The organism is Paenibacillus hodogayensis (assembly GCF_039536325.1).
GTDB classification, from domain to species: Bacteria; Bacillota; Bacilli; order Paenibacillales; family NBRC-103111; genus Paenibacillus_AB; species Paenibacillus_AB hodogayensis.
The window spans coordinates 1211518-1228457 of record NZ_BAAAYO010000001.1 but is presented as its reverse complement, the minus strand read 5'-3'; the positions used below and the strand labels follow the sequence as shown (position 1 = coordinate 1228457).

General features: G+C 56.2%; 17 protein-coding genes. 10 read left to right on the top strand and 7 right to left on the bottom strand.

Annotated elements, in window-relative coordinates; genetic code table 11:
• Window positions 1-32: 32 nt before the first annotated feature.
• The gene (locus ABD796_RS04985; protein ID WP_344903717.1) at window positions 33-251 is read right to left on the bottom strand and encodes an alpha/beta-type small acid-soluble spore protein; all 219 of its coding nucleotides are present in this window, start codon (window positions 249-251) and stop codon (window positions 33-35) included.
• Window positions 252-358: 107 nt separating this feature from the next.
• On the opposite strand from ABD796_RS04985, the gene nrdR reads away from it, so the two are divergent.
• Window positions 359-832: a transcriptional regulator NrdR gene (gene nrdR, locus ABD796_RS04980; RefSeq protein ID WP_344903714.1), complete on the top strand. Its 474-nt coding sequence runs from the start codon at window positions 359-361 to the stop codon at window positions 830-832.
• A 116-nt stretch (window positions 833-948) separates the two neighbouring features.
• Here nrdR and ABD796_RS04975 read toward each other — a convergent pair whose 3' ends face one another.
• Window positions 949-1131, bottom strand: a complete 183-nt coding sequence (locus ABD796_RS04975) for a hypothetical protein (RefSeq protein WP_344903711.1) — start codon at window positions 1129-1131, stop codon at window positions 949-951.
• A gap of 203 nt (window positions 1132-1334) precedes the next feature.
• On the opposite strand from ABD796_RS04975, the gene ABD796_RS04970 reads away from it, so the two are divergent.
• The 7 genes from ABD796_RS04970 to ABD796_RS04940 all read left to right on the top strand — a co-directional run bounded on the left by ABD796_RS04970 (window position 1335) and on the right by ABD796_RS04940 (window position 10383).
• Window positions 1335-2357: a CobW family GTP-binding protein gene (locus ABD796_RS04970; protein ID WP_344903708.1), complete on the top strand. Its 1023-nt coding sequence runs from the start codon at window positions 1335-1337 to the stop codon at window positions 2355-2357.
• Between the two features lie 188 nt (window positions 2358-2545).
• A complete protein-coding gene (locus tag ABD796_RS04965) occupies window positions 2546-4234 on the top strand; it encodes a spore germination protein (RefSeq protein WP_344903705.1) in 1689 nt (562 codons plus the stop codon).
• A complete protein-coding gene (locus tag ABD796_RS04960) occupies window positions 4182-5333 on the top strand; it encodes a GerAB/ArcD/ProY family transporter (RefSeq protein WP_344903702.1) in 1152 nt (383 codons plus the stop codon). Before ABD796_RS04965 ends, ABD796_RS04960 begins: the two co-directional genes overlap by 53 nt.
• Window positions 5272-6543 (top strand): Ger(x)C family spore germination protein, encoded by a 1272-nt coding sequence (locus tag ABD796_RS04955; protein ID WP_344903699.1) that lies wholly within the window; start codon window positions 5272-5274, stop codon window positions 6541-6543. Before ABD796_RS04960 ends, ABD796_RS04955 begins: the two co-directional genes overlap by 62 nt.
• Before the next feature lie 39 nt (window positions 6544-6582).
• Window positions 6583-6798 (top strand): CLC_0170 family protein, encoded by a 216-nt coding sequence (locus tag ABD796_RS04950; protein ID WP_344903696.1) that lies wholly within the window; start codon window positions 6583-6585, stop codon window positions 6796-6798.
• A 120-nt stretch (window positions 6799-6918) separates the two neighbouring features.
• Complete coding sequence (locus ABD796_RS04945) at window positions 6919-9492, top strand: winged helix-turn-helix domain-containing protein (protein WP_344903693.1); 2574 nt, start codon at window positions 6919-6921, stop codon at window positions 9490-9492.
• 114 nt (window positions 9493-9606) lie between these two features.
• The gene (locus ABD796_RS04940; protein ID WP_344903690.1) at window positions 9607-10383 is read left to right on the top strand and encodes a Cof-type HAD-IIB family hydrolase; all 777 of its coding nucleotides are present in this window, start codon (window positions 9607-9609) and stop codon (window positions 10381-10383) included.
• Between the two features lie 184 nt (window positions 10384-10567).
• Here the strand turns inward: ABD796_RS04940 and htpG are convergent, their stop codons facing one another.
• The 4 genes from htpG to ABD796_RS04920 all read right to left on the bottom strand — a co-directional run bounded on the left by htpG (window position 10568) and on the right by ABD796_RS04920 (window position 14348).
• Window positions 10568-12448, bottom strand: a complete 1881-nt coding sequence (gene htpG / locus ABD796_RS04935; RefSeq protein WP_344903687.1) for a molecular chaperone HtpG — start codon at window positions 12446-12448, stop codon at window positions 10568-10570.
• Between the two features lie 143 nt (window positions 12449-12591).
• Window positions 12592-13287, bottom strand: a complete 696-nt coding sequence (locus tag ABD796_RS04930; protein WP_344903684.1) for a DUF7002 family protein — start codon at window positions 13285-13287, stop codon at window positions 12592-12594.
• A 146-nt stretch (window positions 13288-13433) separates the two neighbouring features.
• On the bottom strand, window positions 13434-13790 hold the full coding sequence (locus ABD796_RS04925; protein WP_344903681.1) for a hypothetical protein: 357 nt from the start codon (window positions 13788-13790) through the stop codon (window positions 13434-13436).
• Between the two features lie 24 nt (window positions 13791-13814).
• Window positions 13815-14348: a helix-turn-helix domain-containing protein gene (locus ABD796_RS04920; protein WP_344903678.1), complete on the bottom strand. Its 534-nt coding sequence runs from the start codon at window positions 14346-14348 to the stop codon at window positions 13815-13817.
• 245 nt (window positions 14349-14593) lie between these two features.
• Between ABD796_RS04920 and ABD796_RS04915 the strand changes: the two genes are divergently transcribed.
• Both ABD796_RS04915 and ABD796_RS04910 read left to right on the top strand, forming a co-directional pair.
• A complete protein-coding gene (locus ABD796_RS04915; protein ID WP_344903675.1) occupies window positions 14594-14968 on the top strand; it encodes a GNAT family N-acetyltransferase in 375 nt (124 codons plus the stop codon).
• 197 nt (window positions 14969-15165) lie between these two features.
• Window positions 15166-15930, top strand: a complete 765-nt coding sequence (locus ABD796_RS04910) for a hypothetical protein (RefSeq protein WP_344903672.1) — start codon at window positions 15166-15168, stop codon at window positions 15928-15930.
• Between the two features lie 149 nt (window positions 15931-16079).
• On the opposite strand, the gene ABD796_RS04905 is transcribed toward ABD796_RS04910, so the two are convergent.
• Window positions 16080-16892: a DUF6597 domain-containing transcriptional factor gene (locus tag ABD796_RS04905; protein WP_344904234.1), complete on the bottom strand. Its 813-nt coding sequence runs from the start codon at window positions 16890-16892 to the stop codon at window positions 16080-16082.
• Window positions 16893-16940 lie beyond the last annotated feature (48 nt).

Sequence of the window (16940 nt, the reverse complement as noted above, 5' to 3'; positions counted from 1 at the left end):
AGCTTGTCCGGGCGCTTTATAATCGGTTAAGTTTAACGGCCGGCGAGTTGTTGCTCGGCGATTTGTACCAATTTGCGAGTAATGTGACCACCGATAGCACCCGTGTCGCGGGTAGCCATGTTACCGTAGTAACCATCTTGCGGGATCGCAATACCGAGCTCTTGAGCTACTTCATATTTCAGTTGGTCAAGAGCAGCATTAGCTTGAGGAACTACAAGCGTGTTGCTGGAACGGGATTGTCCTTGTGCCATTTCGTCTCACCTCCTTGTCGATTGTAATTGTATTATGTGCGGAATTCGGAAGTTCATTACAGGTATTGATTGGTAATCCATATGGCTTTACGAAGGGAGCTCCCGTCATGAAATGTCCGTTTTGCGACTATTCGGGAACGAAAGTGCTCGATTCCCGGCCGGCCAACGACAACAAGTCGATCCGCCGCCGACGCGAATGCGAGAAATGTCAACGCCGGTTTACAACCTTCGAGATGGTGGAAGAAACGCCTCTGATCGTCATTAAGAAGGACGGCAGCCGGGAGGAATTCAGCCGCGACAAAATGCTGCGCGGGCTGATCCGGGCTTGCGAGAAACGTCCTGTATCCGTAGAGCAGTTGGAGGCGATCGTCTCCGAGGTAGAGAAGGAAATGCGCAGCCAAGCCTACGCCGAGGTTGCAAGCCGCGATATCGGGGAGCAGGTGATGGTACAACTGTACCCGGTCGACGAAGTGGCCTACGTCCGTTTCGCCTCGGTATATCGTCAGTTCAAGGATATCAACATGTTTATGAAAGAGCTGACTCAGTTGCTCGGCAAGCATAGCGAGCCCTCGGGAAGCTAAGAATGCGATGGAGCAGACCGCTCCTCCTGCTAATGAGCAGCGCAAGCGTTCCGATTGCGCAAAAAGAGCCTTTCCGTCGGGCGGATCGGCTCTTGTTAGGCAAGCTAAGATTTCGATTAATTAGGGCGGTTCGGATGCATGCCGGCCAGCAAAATGCCCGGAATGTTTTCCAGCAATCCGTCGTCGTCGTCTCCTTCGAAATTCGGATCGTTTTTGATCGCAAACGCCTCCCCTTCGGTCAGCTTGCGTTGGTTGCCGGTATATTTCGGTTCCAGCTCGCGGATCTCTTCCTCATCCATCTCGATCACCACCCTCCTTGTTTGGCGTTAGCTTTCCCGCAAAGCCTGTTCCCTAATCCGACGATCCTTGTCAGCCGTATCGGGTCTGTTAATCATAATAATTACGAATATTTGACAAGTCGTGCGGCTCTCCGCTAAAGTAATAGCAAACGTTAACAGCAAACATAACGAATTTCGCTGTATGGAGAATGGGAGCTCTCAAAATGGAAAACACAGTCATACCCGTATATTTGTTGTCCGGCTTTCTGGGCAGCGGCAAGACGACATTATTAAAGCGATGGCTGGAGGCGGCGGAACGTTCCGGCCGCAAGGCGGCCGTCGTCATGAACGAGCTCGGGGAAGTCAATCTGGACGGCGTCCAGCTCGGCCCGGACGTGCGGATGGCGGAGATGCTCGGCGGCTGCATCTGCTGCACGGTCCGCGGCGATCTCGGCATGGAGATGCTCAAACTGATCGACGAGCATCATCCCGACCTCGTGCTGGTGGAATCGACGGGAGCGGCGAACCCGCTCGACATTATCGATGCGATCGGGGACGCTTCGATGCTCAAACGAATGGAGCTAAGGCAGGTGGTCACGGTCGTCGACGCCGCTCATTTGCAGGATCAATTAAGTAGAGGCAAAGGGCAGACGTTCCGGCTGATGAAGGAGCAGATCCGCTGCGCGGACGCGCTGCTGCTGAACAAGATCGATCTGGTGACGGAGGCGGAGGCGGACGCTCTGGAGCGTGTCATCCGCGAATGGACCCCTCTCGTTCGCATAGAGCGCACGATCGCGGCAGATACGGATATCGGCCGGCTGGAACGGTCGAACGGCACTGGCGGTCCGGCTGCGGATGCGACGTCCGCGCACAAGCATGAAGACGGCGAAGCGGGATGCACGCCGGACTGTGCCGAGCATGGACATGATCACGAGCAGAAGCATGCCCATCATCACGGGCACGAGCATGTTATGGCTTATACCTGCTATGTGGACCGGCCGGTGGACAGCGAAGCGTTCGAAGCGATGATGGGGCGGCTGCCTGACGAGATTTACCGGGCCAAGGGCATATTGACCTTTACCGATACGTCGGCCCGCTTTATGTTCCAGTATGCGTACAAGCAGCTCGATCTGATGCGGATCGCACCGCAGGGAGACGTTCCGGATGTCGCGGTATTCATCGGCGAGCATTTCGAGCGCACGGAGCTGGAGCGGGAAATGCTCGCCTTAATGAATAAGCCGATTTAAACGGCAAGTTCTGTCAACGTCTTTAGCTGCTCTTCGAGCGCTAAAGGCGTTTTTTACTTCTGCAGCTCGAAGCTTCCTCAATCTCCGTGATGCATAGCCTTTGGCAACAGTCTCCATACTAAGCGTAAAAGCGATTCCGTTTCCATACTTGAGAAAAGGCGTCGCAGCGAATGGAGGGGACTTGTTGCATGATGCGTTTTCCTTGGAGCAGGAACAAAAGAAAAAAAACCGGCAATTCGCTCAAACGCAGCCATAACCCCGACCAGGAAGTCAGACCGGAAGAGCGGTTCACCAAAAATATCGAGCACACGATAGCGAAGCTGCGGGAAAGCTTCGACTACAGCGACGATTTTATTATTCGCCGGTTCCATGTCATGGGAAATCTTCCGGCGGTCGTCTGTTATTTCCCGCCCTTGACGGACGGCGGGCACCAGGAAGCGCTCAAATCGTTCATGACGATCGGCAACTGGCTGGACGAAACCCCGGCGACCGGCAAAGCGTTGAAAAACAAGCTGATGAACGATGTGTTGTTCTCCAGCGACGGCAGAACCGAAATAAGCATACCGATGGTCATCGAAGAAGTGTTGAATGGAAGCACGGTCGTCCATGTCGAAGGTTTGGACGAAGCGTTCGTCTTCTGTACGCGCAACGTCGAGAAGCGTTCGATCGATCAGCCCGAAACCGAGCAGGTCATTCGGGGACCGCGCGAAGGATTTATCGAGAACCTGATGACGAACATCTCTCTGGTTCGCTATCGTCTCCAGACGCCCGATCTGCGCATTAAAATAAACAAGCTCGGCAAGTATACCCGCACCTGCATCGCGGTCTGCTACATACACGGCATCGTCAATCCGGCGCTGGTCGAGGAAGTGCAGCGGCGGCTCTCGCTCATTGAAATAGACGGCATTATCGATTCCGGATATCTCGAGCAGTTGATAGAGGATAATCATTACTCGCCTTTCCCGCAAATTCAAGTGACCGAGCGCCCCGATAAAGCGGTGGCGAATTTGCTGGAGGGCCGGGTCATCATTATCGTCGACGGATCGCCTATGGCGCTGATCGCCCCCACGGTGTTCACCCAGTTTTACCAGACGAGCGAGGATTACGCGGAGCGGTTCCTGCTCGTCAGCTTTATCCGTCTGGCACGGCTGCTGGCGCTGTTGTTCTCGCTGGTGTTTCCGGCGCTTTACGTCGCAGTCATTTCCTTCAATCCGGAGCTGATCCCGACCGAATTCGCCGTTGCCGTAGCGGGAGGACGTGCCGGTGTGCCGTTTCCGTCCGTCGTTGAGGTGCTGGTGATGGAGGTGTCCATGGAGGTGCTGCGGGAAGCGACGATCCGGCTGCCGCAGCAGGTAGGCGGCGCCCTGTCGATCGTCGGCGTGCTCGTCGTCGGTCAAGCGGCCGTGGCCGCCGGCTTCGTCAGTCCGATTACGGTCGTCGTCATCGCCCTGACGACGATCGGCTCGTTCGCCACGCCGGCCTATAACGCCGCATTGGCTTTGCGGCTGCTGCGGTTTCCGATCATCATCATCGCCGGCATGTTCGGCTTGTACGGGGTCATGGTCGGCCTGATCCTGATCGTTAATCACCTGCTGTCGTTGAAGTCGTTCGGGGTGCCGTACTTGAGTCCGGTCGTGCCCGGCAACTTCGAAGGGATGAAGGATACGGTATTCCGCGCGCCGTTGTGGTGGTTGAAGCGGCGTCCGGCGATGCTTCATACGCTCGACAAAACGAGAGTCGGCTCGGAAAGCTTCAACGAGCTGGAGCATTCCAAGCACAATACGTTAGATCCGACTACTGCAGGCAACCGGGGGGGGAACGGCAATGGACAATCCGCGTCAGATCACGGCGATTCAGGCGGCGACGGTCATCATTAGTACGATCATCGGCGTAGGCGTATTGCCTTTGCCCTTGTTCGCCGCGCGCGGCGCCGGACCGGGAGCCCCGCTCCTAACGGCGGTATCGGCGCTGGTGGCGTATGTCGGACTTTTCCTGATTACGAAGCTGGGTCAGCGGTTCCCGCGCCAAACCATCATTCAGTATAGTCAGGCGCTCATTGGCAAATGGCCGGCGAGAGTCGGAGCCGTACTTATCATCGTGTTTTTCGGGGAGCTGACGGCTCTGGCTTCCCGCGAATTCGGGGAGGTCGTCGTCACGTCCGTTCTGCGCAAAACGCCGCTGGACATCACTGTAATCGTCATGCTGCTGCTGGCCGCCCTGTCCACCCGTTCCAGCTTGACGACGTTCGCCTATATTCATCAATTCTACGTGCCGCTGGTGCTGTTCCCCGGGCTGCTCATTATCGCACTGTCGCTCAAAAACGCTAACGGCTTGTACATACAGCCTTTCTGGGGGCAGGAGCTCCGCCAGGTGTCCCGCGAGATCGGCACTATCGCTTCTCTGTTCAACGGGGCCTTCGTCATGACGATGGTCATACCCGTGATGCGCAACCCGAAGAGAGCGGCGCGGGCATCCATGTGGGGGATGCTTATAGCGGGAGGTTTCTACGTTCTCATCGTGGCGGCGACGCTAGCCGTCTTTGGACCGGAGGAGACCAAGCTGCTGCTTTGGCCGACGCTGGAGCTGGCCAAGGTCACGTCGCTGCCTGCGAACATCTTGGAACGGCTCGACGCCGCTTTCTTGGCCATCTGGGTAACGGCGGTGTTTACCACGCTGTATTCCACCTATTATTTCACCATCCACTCGATCAGCCAACTGCTCGGATTGAAGGACCACAAGTTTTTATCGCTGCCGCTGCTTCCGTTCGTGTTTACGCTCGCCATGTACCCTCAGAACGTTGTCGATATGTACTATACCATCTCGTTCGTCGGCAGAATCGGACTGCTCTTGACGATCGCTTATCCGCTGCTGCTTCTGATTGTCGCGCTTGTCCGCAAGAAGGGAGGAGGCGCCGGTGACGAGCCCAAACCGACAAACGAAAAAAAACGCCGCGACCCGAAAGCCGGGACCGCTTAAGCTGGCGCTGGTCTCGCTCGTCGCCATGCTGCTGGCAACGCTGCTGACGGGCTGCTGGGACAGGCTGGAGATCGAGGAGCGGGCGATCATTCTCGGCGTCGGCATCGATGCCGCCCCGAAGGACGAGGTCGACAAGCCGAAGAATATTACGTTCATCGGGGACAATCGTCCGAAAATGGACGCGCCCAAGCTTAGGGTGACCGTACAAATTGCCGTTCCCGGACGCATCCCTCTAGGTCCGAGCGAGGGAGGCGGAGGCTCTAAATCCGGCGAGAAGCCCGTATGGGTAGTGAACGCCGTCGGCCATACGATCGACGACGCTTTCAACAGTATTCAGCAGGAAGTGGCGCACCGGCTGTTCTGGGGTCATCTGCGCGTAATCGTCATCTCCAAGAAAGTCGCCGAAGAGGGACTCGCCAATATAAACGAATATTTAAGGCGCAATCCGGAAGTGCGCCGTACGTCCTGGATGATCGTATCCGAAGGAGAGGCGGGCGAACTGATGAGGATCGTGCCGCAGCTGGAGCGGGTACCGATTCTGTATATTCTCAGCACGATGGACCACGCCGTCCAGATGGGAAAGCTGCCCAACGCGTTCGCCGGGTACTACTGGTCCGCCGCCTCTTCCAAGGGGGCCGATCCGTTACTGCCCTACATCCGGACGGTGGAAAGCGGCAGCTTCGAGGTCGCCGGGCTCGCCTTTTTCCGCTCGGATCGGATGGTCGGCCATACGGAGCCGCTGGAAATCGGTGCTTATATGGGTATTAAAAATATGCAATCGGGCGGCTATTCCGTTCTCGTACAAATTCCCGACACGGAAACGTCCGTCATGTATCAGATTACGCACCGGAAATCGCGTATCGACGTAGCCATCCGCAACGGTAAGCCGGAAATTAGCGTGAAAATTCACAATGAAGGCAATCTGCTGGAAAAATCGAACGAAGAGGTTCAACTGAGCCGGCAGGTAATCGCTCAGATCGAGCAGGAGCTCACCAAGCTGGGGCCGAATCTGTTCAACACCCTCGTGCGCAAAACCCAAGAAAAGGGCGCCGACATTTTCGGCTTCGGCGAATACGTGCGGGCCAAGCAGCCAGGCTACTGGAACAAGGAAATCCGCACCAAGGAAAATTGGGAGAGCATGTATAAAGACATTCGCGTCAACATGCAAATTACGTACAGCATTCGCCGGGTCGGAGGCAAAACGACCTGATCCGCCGGACGCTGCGGAACGATATCGGAGGGATGTCCGGTGTGGACAAGCAGCTACGTCGGTTATTTGAATTACATCATCATCTTGTTTTTGACCAGCGGGTTGTTTACGCTTCTTGTCGACCTCTCCCACTATAAAAAAGACGGCAAAATGACCAGGGAGCGCAAGGCTGCCGTGTTCACCGGCTGGATGAATGTCGTTCTCGGGATTGTGGCGTTAGTCGGAAGCTGGTACTACAAACGATATATTTGGTAAGGGCAAAGGCCGGCTCTACTTGCTTGAAGCGGTTATTATGGGGAATCTCGGGCATTGCCGCTTTAGTCTGCCGTTAGGTATAATGGAGGCAGGATTCCATTCGGACTACCGGGAGGACTTATGAAAGCTGCAGCCGATTCCGTCCTGCTGATTACCAAGATCGCCCGTCCCGTCCCGCGCGGCCAGGCGCTGAGCCGCTCTGCGCTGCTCCACTCGCTCGGCGCCGGGCTGCGCCGGCTAACGGCGATCTGCGCTCCGGCGGGCTCGGGCAAGACGACTCTGCTTGGCCAATGGGCTGCGGCAAGCGACAAGCCGGCCGCCTGGGTGTCGCTCGATGAGAGGGACAACGATCTGATCCGCTTCTGGCGGTACGTCGCCTATGCTTGGGACCATGCCTTGTCTTCCGGCATTCTTGAGCGAGTGCTGCCTTTGCTGCAAAACTTTCCTTTTGTCTCGATTACGACGACCATCGATGTATTGATCAACGAGCTGTACGCCGCCGGGCGGGAAGGCAGCCTCGTTTTGGACGATTACCACGCCATTCGGAACGACGCCATCCACGAAAGCCTATCATATTTCCTTACTTATATGCCCGCCGGGTTCCGGCTGCTGATCGCGAGCCGCAACGAGCTTCCGTTTGCTTCGGACAAAGTGCGGCTGGCCGACGAGCTGATCGCGGTCGGCGCCGCGGAGCTGCGGTTTACGCTTGAGGAGACCGCGGCGTTTTATAAAGAAGTGGCCGGTCTTCCGCTATCCCCGGACCATGTCCGGCGATTGGCAGAGGCGACGGAAGGGTGGGCGGCCGGTCTGCAGCTGTCGTCGATATCGATGCGCAGCCGCACGGACTACGACCGGTTTATCGAGCAGTTTTCGGGCGACCACCGGCCGGTAGCCGATTATTTGTTCCACGAAGTATTCGACGGGCTGTCTGCGGACATGCGCGATTTTTTGCTGCAAACGTCCATATTGACGCGAATGAATTCGCAGCTGTGCGATGCGCTGACGGGAAGAGAGGACAGCCGGACCGTACTGGACGAACTGCGGAGCCGCAATCTGTTCGTCGTTCCGCTTGACGAGTCGCAGCATTGGCTCCGTTACCACCACTTGTTTGCTGAATTTCTGCAAAGCCGGATCAGGCAGGGCGATCCTGCCAGGTTGGCCGCGCTGCACCGGTTGGCCGGTCAATGCTTTGCCCGCGCCGGGCTGCTGGATGAAGCGATCGAGCATGCGCTGTCCGCGGGGGAGGAAGGCTTATCGGCGCAGCTGCTCGAGGGGCATATTTTCAACGTGCTGCAAAGGGGCGAGTTTGCGACGCTCCTTCGCTGGTTCGAGCGGTTGGGGGAAATCGGGGCTGAGGTAAGCCCGCACTTGGCGCTGCTGCATGCGTTCCTTCGTATTGTTACGGGTCATTTCGACCGGGCCGCCCAAGAGCTGGAGGCCATCGAGCGGAGCGTATCCGCACTGTCGCCGTCGACCGAGCGGGACGAATGGGTCAGCGGACTTTTTTTCGTCAAGGCGAATTATGCGTTCACGACCGGCGATTACGCTACCTGGATCGAATATGCGGATAAAATTACCGAGAGCATTCCGCGCAATCCGGTCTTCTATAATTTGAACTACAATACGAACGAGCCTTTCGTCCGCAGAACCGCCTTCGGGCTGAAAGGCTCGCTGTTCCCTGATCTGGAGGAGCTGACCCGGACAATCATCGGGATTTTGCGCAAGCACGGCTGGCAAGATTCGCTGTTCTATCACTATATTATCCAGTCGTTGATCGAAGGCTATTACGAGTGGAACCGTATTGCGGAGTGCGAGGAGCTGCTGCCGGAGACGGAAAGGATGGCGCGCGGCAACCGGATAGCGGGCTTGTTCGTGCCGAACCGGCTCGCTTGCGCCCGCGTGCTGTTTGCCCGAGGAGAGGCCGATGCCGCCGATGAAGCGATCGACGAAGCGATCCGGTTCGTGCAGCAGATCGGGGAGCAGCGTTGGCTCAGTACGCTGCGGGCGTTCCGGGCCCGGCTGCTGCTGCAATGGGGAAGGAATGCCGAGGCGAAGGAACTGATCGGTATGCTTGGCATTGCCGCTTCGGACAGGCCGACGTTTCACAAGCATACGGAATATGCGGTATTGGCCCGGCTGCTCGGCGAAGAGAGAAGGTACGGGGAAGCGCAGCGGCTGCTGGAAATATTGAAGTCCCAAGGCCAGCGCGAGCAGTGTCTGGTCAGCATCGTTGAGGTTTCCGTTCAGCAGGCGCTGCTCGAGAGCGGAAGGGGGAATGCCCCGGCGGCGTACGGTTATCTGGAGGAAGCGCTGGAGATCGGGCAAGGCAACGGGTACGTTCGCAGCTTTGTGGACGAAGGGCCCGGTATGAGGCGGCTGCTGGAGCGCTATGCCGCTCTGGAGCGCTCCGCCCCGTATGCGGCATATATTGACGGGCTACTGGCGGCGTTCCCTGCCGAGACGGAGCCACGGCCCTTCGTGCTGCCGGACCCGTTGACGCCGAAGGAGTTGGAGGTGCTGCTGTGGCTTGGCCGGGGAGCGACGAATCGCGATATCGCCATGGCGCTTGACTTGAAGGTCGGCAGCGTGAAAGTGTACCTGAACCGCATATTCGGCAAGCTGGGCGTTTCCTCGCGGACGCAGGCGCTGCTGAAGGCGCAGGAGCTGGGGCTTCTGGCGCGGGAGCGGGATTGAGCGGCAAAGTTGAATGGTGACAGGTGGCGGGTGCAATATACATGCCCGTGTGATATAGTAACGACCATAGATAACGGCCAACCACAGAGCCGGACAGATAGGGAGAGAGAGCCGATGAGTTATCAAATCGTATTTTTCGACATCGACGGGACGTTGGTGAACGAAGAGAAGCAGCTGCCCCCCGACGCGGTGGAAGCGGTCCGGGAGCTGCAAAACCGCGGGGTGGAAGTCGTTATCGCAACCGGACGGGCACCCTATTTCTTCGCTCCGATCGCCGAGAAGCTCGGCATCGATTCGTTCGTCAGCTTAAACGGCGCTTACGTCGTATACAAGGGCCAACCGATTTTTCAGCGGGAAATTCCGCGCGCAAGCGTAGAGGCGCTTGTCGGTCACGCGGCCAAACACAACCATTCGCTCGTCTTCGAAGGCCATGCCGCTTTCTATGCCAATGAAGCGTCACACCCGCATGTCGTCGAAGCCGTCTCGTCGCTGAAGGTCGATTTGCCCGGACAGGACCCCGACTTCTGGAGGAACGAAGCGATTTACCAAATTTTCCTTCACTGCGAAGCCGGCGAGGAGCAGGTCTACGATCAGGTCGTTCCGGATTTGCGCTACATCCGTTGGCATCCGAAAGCGATGGACGTCATCCCGCACGACCGCTCGAAGGCGCAGGGCATTGAAGCGCTGCTGCATCACCTGAACGTACGGCCGGAGCATGCGGTCGCCTTTGGAGACGGCCTGAACGATAAGGAAATGCTGACGATGGTCGGGCTCGGCATCGCCATGGGCAACTCGCACGAGGAGCTGAAGCCGTTCGCCGATCACGTGACGACCCATGTGGATGAGGGCGGTATCGTGAACGGCCTGCGTTACGCCGGGCTGCTCGACTAGACGGACAAGCCGGCGACCAGGACTTCTTCCGGTTACGGCGCTCACGGCCTCGGGTGCTTCTGTGCGGCCATGCCGGGACAGGGACCCGCGCAGTTCCCTCAACGGCATCTGTGCCGAACGAAAGCAGACGGCAAAGAAACCTTCCAGACCCGCGCTTGCGGGAGGAAGGTTTTTTGCGTGTTCTTTATACCATTATTTTACAAATATCGTTCGTGAATTCGACCGGGTCTTGAATCGGCAGCCCTTCGATCAGCAGAGCCTGGTTGTAGAGCAGAGCCGTGTACAGGTTCAGCTTCTCCTTGTCCTGCTCGTAAGCGTCTTTCAGCGACTGGAATACGGCATGATTGACGTTGATTTCCAGCACCTTGTCCGCCTTGACGTCGCCACTGTTCGGCATCGCCTTCAAAATTTTCTCCATCTCGATCGTCAGCTCGCCGTCTGCCGACAAGCATACGGGGTGGGAGCGGAGCCGCTTGGACGCCTTCACCTTCGTCACCCTGTCGTTCAGCAGATCCTTCATATAGTCGAACAACGGCTGGTTGTCGGCCTGGCCGGCATCGGCTTCGCTGTCTTTGTCGTCGGCTTCGATGCCCAGATCGCCGCTCGATACCGATTTGAATTCCTTTTCTTTGTAAGTCATCAGCATCTTGATTGCGAATTCGTCGATATCGTCGGTGAAATACAGAATCTCGTAGCCTTTTTCCGAGACGAGCTCGGTTTGCGGCAGCTTCTCGATCCGTTCGTTCGTTTCGCCGGAGGCGTAGTAAATGTACTTCTGGTCTTCCGGCATTCTCGATACGTATTCGTCCAGCGTAACCAGCTTCTTCTCCTTGGAGGAGGTGAACAGAAGCAAGTCCTGCAACAGATCCTTATGGGTGCCGTAATCGCTGTAAACGCCGAATTTCAATTGACGGCCGAACGACTTGTAAAATTGCTCGTACTTGTCTCTTTCGTCCTTCAACAGGCTTTGCAGCTGGCTTTTGATTTTGCTGGCGATATTTTTGGCGATCAGCTTGAGCTGCCGGTCGTGCTGGAGCATTTCGCGGGAAATGTTCAGAGACAGGCTTTCCGAGTCGACCATCCCTTTGACGAAGCTGAAGTAGTCCGGCAGCAGGTCGGCGCACTTGTTCATGATCAGGACGCCGTTGGAATAAAGCTCCAGACCTTTCTCGTACTCTTTGGAGTAGTAGTCGAACGGAATGCTCTCGGGAATGTAAAGGATCGCCTGATAGACGACCGTGCCGTCGGCGCTGATATGAATATGCTTCAGCGGCTTGTCGAAGCCGTAATGCTTCTCGGCGTAGAACTTCTCGTAATCCTCGTTCGTCAGCTCGCTTTTGTTTTTTCTCCAGATCGGCACCATGCTGTTCACATGCTGTTCTTCCTCGTAGTCTTCGAACTCGTCCTCGCTGCCTTCCTTGATCCGTTTGCCAGTGACGTCCATCTTGATCGGGTAGCGGATGAAGTCCGAATATTTCTTAATGATCGATTTCAACCGGTACTCTTCCAGAAACTCGTCGTAGCTCTCGTCTTCGGTGTTGTCTTTGATTTTCAGCACGATTTCCGTGCCGACGGTATCTTTCTCGCAAGGCTCGATCGTGTAGCCGTCCGCTCCGGTCGATTCCCATCTGTAGGCGCTGTCGCCCTGCAAAGCTTTGCTCGTTACCGTTACGAGATCCGCTACCATGAAAGCGGAGTAAAAGCCGACCCCGAATTGGCCGATAATATCGTGTCCGTCCTTCGATTCGTTTTCTTTCTTGAAGGCGAGCGAGCCGCTCTTGGCGATAACGCCCAGATTCGTCTCCAGCTCTTCCTTCGTCATGCCGATTCCGGTGTCTCGGATCGTCAAGGTGCGGTTCGCTTTGTCCGGCGTTACCTTGATGTAGTAGTTATCCTTGTCGAATACGAGCTTGTCGTCGGTCAGGGCGAGATAATAAATTTTGTCGATGGCATCGCTGGCGTTGGAAATGAGCTCCCTCAGAAAAATTTCCTTCTGCGTATAGATGGAGTTGATCATCATTTCCAGCAGTCGTTTCGATTCCGCCTGAAACTGTTTTTTTTCCACTCGGAGTTCTCCCTTCAATATGGAACGGCATCCAGTCTGATCAATCTTCTTGGTCGTATTCGTTAGCACTCTCGTTCGCTGAGTGCCAGCCTACTTTTTTTATATCATTCCTTGATTTTGATGTCAATAGAAGGAGAGATGAATTAACGAGGGGAGGAGGAGCGCCAAGGGGCTAGCGGCCGCGCCAGGCATCTCCATTTCTCGGGAGCGTCCTCGCAGCGGTCGACATATACGGAGCGCAAGTAGCGGGAGATGCCTGCGACCCGGTCTTCAACGAGCACCTCGCGAATGTCCGAGGGCTTAACGGGGACTGTGGCGTTGACGGCTGTGCCGAATAGACCGAGCGGCACGAACATGGCCGGACTTTTCTTGTACGAGCACAGTGCGGGAAACCGCGGCGAGCTGCCCGAATCGTACTTGGACAGCTTGACGGCGCTGTAATGGTCGGCGAGCAGGGAACTGGCGTCCAGCTCCAGAATGGCGAATCGTTCGTCCGGTTCCCGGCGCGTGTAGGTGTCGATCATTTTCTGACAATATGGACGGGTGGGCCACAGGAAAACATGCCGGTCCAAAGCCGCCCGAAACTGTTCTTGGGTGGTGGAGGCGTCGATCATGCTGTCGGCTATTCTAAGGTGGGCGTTTAACGTGACCGGATATTGCTCCAGCTTCGCCGCCACCGGCCGCAAACGGCGCTCGCCTGCGGCGGATGGAGAGAAGCGGGCGCTCGCCAACAGCGCGTCGGCATAGGCGATAGCCGGCAAGTTGCTCGCCCGCGTAAAGTGATACAGCAGCTTTCTGTTCGGGGACCGGGTTATGGCTGCCGCCATCGTATCGTTCACGGGATCTGCTCCTGTTCTTATCAGTGTGGACCGATGCCGGTATTCGCTTGTTCATCACGGTCTATCTACACTGTGCCCAATGCGGATAAATCATAGACGATATGTCGAAACGGTATTCCTTTCGCTGCCGGACCGGATGGATCAGGTCAGGTCAAGGCACAATGCTGCATAATGCGCTCCGCCAGCTGTCCCGATTCCCCGCTTTGCAGAACCGCTTTGTCAAATTCGCAACCTTTCAAATCCAGTACGACGGCTTGATCGGCATCCCGATAGGCCATGAAATACTGTTGTCCGGCATGCAGAAAATGCCCTGCTTTATAGCCGTTTGGCATCGCGATGCCCGTTCTTTTCACGGCGCTCCACGGAAACTCGAAATGCTCGGCCCGGACGTTCACGATGGAATCGTAAGGAATCCGGACCTCCTTGCGCAGATTGGCCAGCGCGGTCAAGCCGGAGATATGCAGCACGATATCATGTTTGTCCAAGTTTACTTGAATGCTCATTCGTTATCTCTCCTCATGTATGGATTAGGGTCCATGTTGCGGAATAAACATACCGGCGAAAGTGCGCGTGGTGCGTTCGGGCGTCTTTTCGTGCCGAAACGCTTGTTCAATCCGCTCTTGAATGGACGCAACCAGCTCGTGAAACTCCTCGTCAGTCAAATGCAGCGGCGTTTGCCAATAGGAAAAGCCTTCCTTTTGGTATTGTCCGGGCGGCGTCTCCGTCAAATAGGAGGTGGCCTGCTGAAGGAGGTTAGCATGGAATACCGCGAAATGCCGGATATGGTCTTCCTGCGGGGTGATCTCTACTTCGCTCGCCGGAACCTCCAACGTCTCCTTTTTAACCGAAAATATGCGTTCTTCCGTGCCTGACACTTTACGGGTATCGACAACCTCCACATGACCGTGCTCCAGCAAAAGCTTCATATGCCGGTATAAAGTAGCTTGAGGGACATCGGGCAGCGCCTCTGTAAGCTGAGCAATCGTCAGCGGCTTGCCTTGCATCAATTTTTGCACAATCCGCATGCGGACCGGGTGAAGAAGCAGATCGATTTTTTTCACTTGCATGTCCTCCGGATTAATTATTATCATTCTATATAATGATAATAATACGAATGACGATTTCATGCAAGCCTGTCAATTGAGCCGCCAATGCTTCATCCTATTCGGATAAGGGTAATAAGGGGTAGTACACAATGGCGCACATGCATACTCGCTCTTTCGGGGAAGGTTACGGCAGGAAGAGAGATCAAGGATAGGCGCCATTGTGTGCTCAGCAGAGCAGCGATCAGGAGGTGCAGGAAGCGATGCATAGACAAGAAGAACCGGCTCCGGACGAGACGAATGTCGAGCTGGAGGCGCAGAAGCGGGGCAACAGCTACGTCCTCGTAGGAGCCCGCGGAACCGTGGGCGAAATGACGTATCATTTCGTGGACGTGGACACGTGGATTGTCGACAGCACTTATATCGATCCGGCATATCGCGGTCAGCAACTGGCGAAACGGCTGCTGGATTATGTCGTGGACGAGGCCAGGGACAAGGGAAGGAAAATTATCCCGTCCTGCTCCTATGTGCTCGAGCAGTTCAAGCGAGATCCTCAATATGCCGATGTTTGGGAGCGGCGTGAAGCCGATTATGCCGACCCTTACAGCTCAAGAACGTTAGGTATGCCGGGACGCTAAAGAAACGGCTCCGCATTCACATTAAAGAGAAGCTCCGGCCGACGTGCCGCGGGCTCTTTTGCTTTTGCAACAAGGAACGGCGGCATTCGGGCCCTGCCATTGTTTTTCCACAAACCCACCATAGTTGTGCCACACTCCTTCGGTAAAGTAAGACGTGTAAGACAAACCACTACAAAAACGATGAGGAGTGTTGATCTATGAACTACCGTATGAACTTCAAAACCGTCGCCCTGTCCGCCCTGCTTATGTCCGCCATCGCCGCCCCGGTTGCCGCCAACGCGGATAATAACGAAGCGAAGCCGACAGAAGGAAGCGGAGCCGTTACCCGGCAGGCCAATGCCGAGACGTTCTCGATCGTCAAAAGAACGTTGTCCAATCCGCTTGAGCTGGCCCGCAAATATGCCCCGGATACGGTCGGCGATTGGGAAAGCACGCTGGAGACGTATAACAAGCTTTGGGGCGTGCACAGCGTGACCGTCAGCAGTAACGGAGGCGCGCTCGAAGGCGTGAAGGCAAGCGTGGCCGCCGTTAAACTCTCTGAAGCCGATCTGGAAAAGCTGAAGCTCGATATCAAGGAAGGGACCGCCTTGCCGTTTGTCAAGATCAGCGACAGACTCCCGGCCGACGATGCGACTTTGCAAGCCCTCCCGACCAGCGCAGTACCATTCAATCTGGAAAAAAGCATCACGTTCTCCACGGACGGGATCAAGCTTTCGCCTGAAGAAATGAAAGAAGGCGTCGCCATCGCGATCGGAGCAGTGTCGGAGGCTGGAACCGCCGCGACGACGGGAGTGGCCGAGCTTCGGGAAGCGACTGCGTTCTCTTCGCTGATCAAGGCTCAAATTGCGCTGGACGAAGCGGTGCAAAGCGAGAATGCGGGAACGATTCAATCGTCGCTTGCCGAGCTGCTAAAGCAGTACAAGACGCAAATCGCCGAACGGCAAGCCGCCGCTGCCGAGTAAATACACATAGAAAGAAAGCTGCTCCGGCAGCTTGCCTTGCAGGAGATATAAACACAGCCCAACCATCCCCGACGTTCCGTCTGCGGGATGGTTGGGCTGTTTACGGCAATCGGTCATTCCTGCTTGAGCGAGCAGGCGCGGCCTTCCCATCACTTTAACACTTGACTGGGCGTCAATCCGTACAGCCGTTTAAAGCTGCCGATCCAATGCGACTGATCGTAATAGCCGTACGCCGCTGCGATATCGGTCAGCCGCCACGGAGAAATGCCTTTATGCATCTCTTGCAAAATACATTGAAACCGGATGATGTCCAGAAGCTCCTTCGGGCTGATGCCCAATTCCTTCTGAAACACCCTTCTTACGGTTCTTTCGCTGTAGCTCAGCTGTTCCGCCAATGCGCCGACGGACAACGCCCCTTTGCTGGCGTATAGATAACCCATGGCCGCTTGCAGCAGCGGCTCGGTACGAGGCTGCCGGCTCTGCAGCTTATGGAGCAATACCGCTTCAACCCGTCCCGTCGCTTCCTCCGCTTCGCCGGCCGATTGAACCGCTTCGATGAAAGGTTTTGCCTCTTGTCCCCAAATATCTTCCAGAAGGATGCGGGACCCGGTGAATTCCGAGACGGGATAGTTCAAGAACAGGCGCGCCCGGTCCGCAAAGAAACGGATACCGAACAAGGAGTAGTCGGAAGTCAGGCGAAACGCTTCGAAAGCGGTCATCAAGCCGACCGCGAAAGACGCTTTGGAAGAGCCGGACGCCCTGAGGTCCACAATAATGTCCACGCATCCGTCCGGTACGATCCGATGCAGGGGCGGACCTGCGGCTGCGGATGAATCGACCGTCCAATAGCAGGCTACATAAGGCTCCAGCCGGCTGGACGGAGCGTATTCGCGGTACCGGTAATGGTCATCGGACGTTTCGCCTTGCAGAACAGGCGGCTGCACAGGTACATAGGCTCGCATCAGGTTCACCGCTCTCCCTTCTATGGCAACTATACCATTTAGGGAAGC

Excerpts from the sequence above, each read along its gene's own strand:
- ABD796_RS04925 (WP_344903681.1), bottom strand. The coding sequence starts at position 13,790 with ATGAGCATTCAAGTAAACTTGGACAAACATGATATCGTGCTGCATATC.
- ABD796_RS04970 (WP_344903708.1), top strand. The coding sequence starts at position 1,335 with ATGGAAAACACAGTCATACCCGTATATTTGTTGTCCGGCTTTCTGGGC.
- ABD796_RS04915 (WP_344903675.1), top strand. The coding sequence starts at position 14,594 with ATGCATAGACAAGAAGAACCGGCTCCGGACGAGACGAATGTCGAGCTG.
- ABD796_RS04985 (WP_344903717.1), bottom strand. The coding sequence starts at position 251 with ATGGCACAAGGACAATCCCGTTCCAGCAACACGCTTGTAGTTCCTCAA.
- ABD796_RS04905 (WP_344904234.1), bottom strand. The coding sequence starts at position 16,892 with ATGCGAGCCTATGTACCTGTGCAGCCGCCTGTTCTGCAAGGCGAAACG.
- ABD796_RS04910 (WP_344903672.1), top strand. The coding sequence starts at position 15,166 with ATGAACTACCGTATGAACTTCAAAACCGTCGCCCTGTCCGCCCTGCTT.
- ABD796_RS04975 (WP_344903711.1), bottom strand. The coding sequence starts at position 1,131 with ATGGATGAGGAAGAGATCCGCGAGCTGGAACCGAAATATACCGGCAAC.
- ABD796_RS04945 (WP_344903693.1), top strand. The coding sequence starts at position 6,919 with ATGAAAGCTGCAGCCGATTCCGTCCTGCTGATTACCAAGATCGCCCGT.
- ABD796_RS04965 (WP_344903705.1), top strand. The coding sequence starts at position 2,546 with ATGATGCGTTTTCCTTGGAGCAGGAACAAAAGAAAAAAAACCGGCAAT.
- ABD796_RS04940 (WP_344903690.1), top strand. The coding sequence starts at position 9,607 with ATGAGTTATCAAATCGTATTTTTCGACATCGACGGGACGTTGGTGAAC.
- nrdR (WP_344903714.1), top strand. The coding sequence starts at position 359 with ATGAAATGTCCGTTTTGCGACTATTCGGGAACGAAAGTGCTCGATTCC.
- ABD796_RS04960 (WP_344903702.1), top strand. The coding sequence starts at position 4,182 with ATGGACAATCCGCGTCAGATCACGGCGATTCAGGCGGCGACGGTCATC.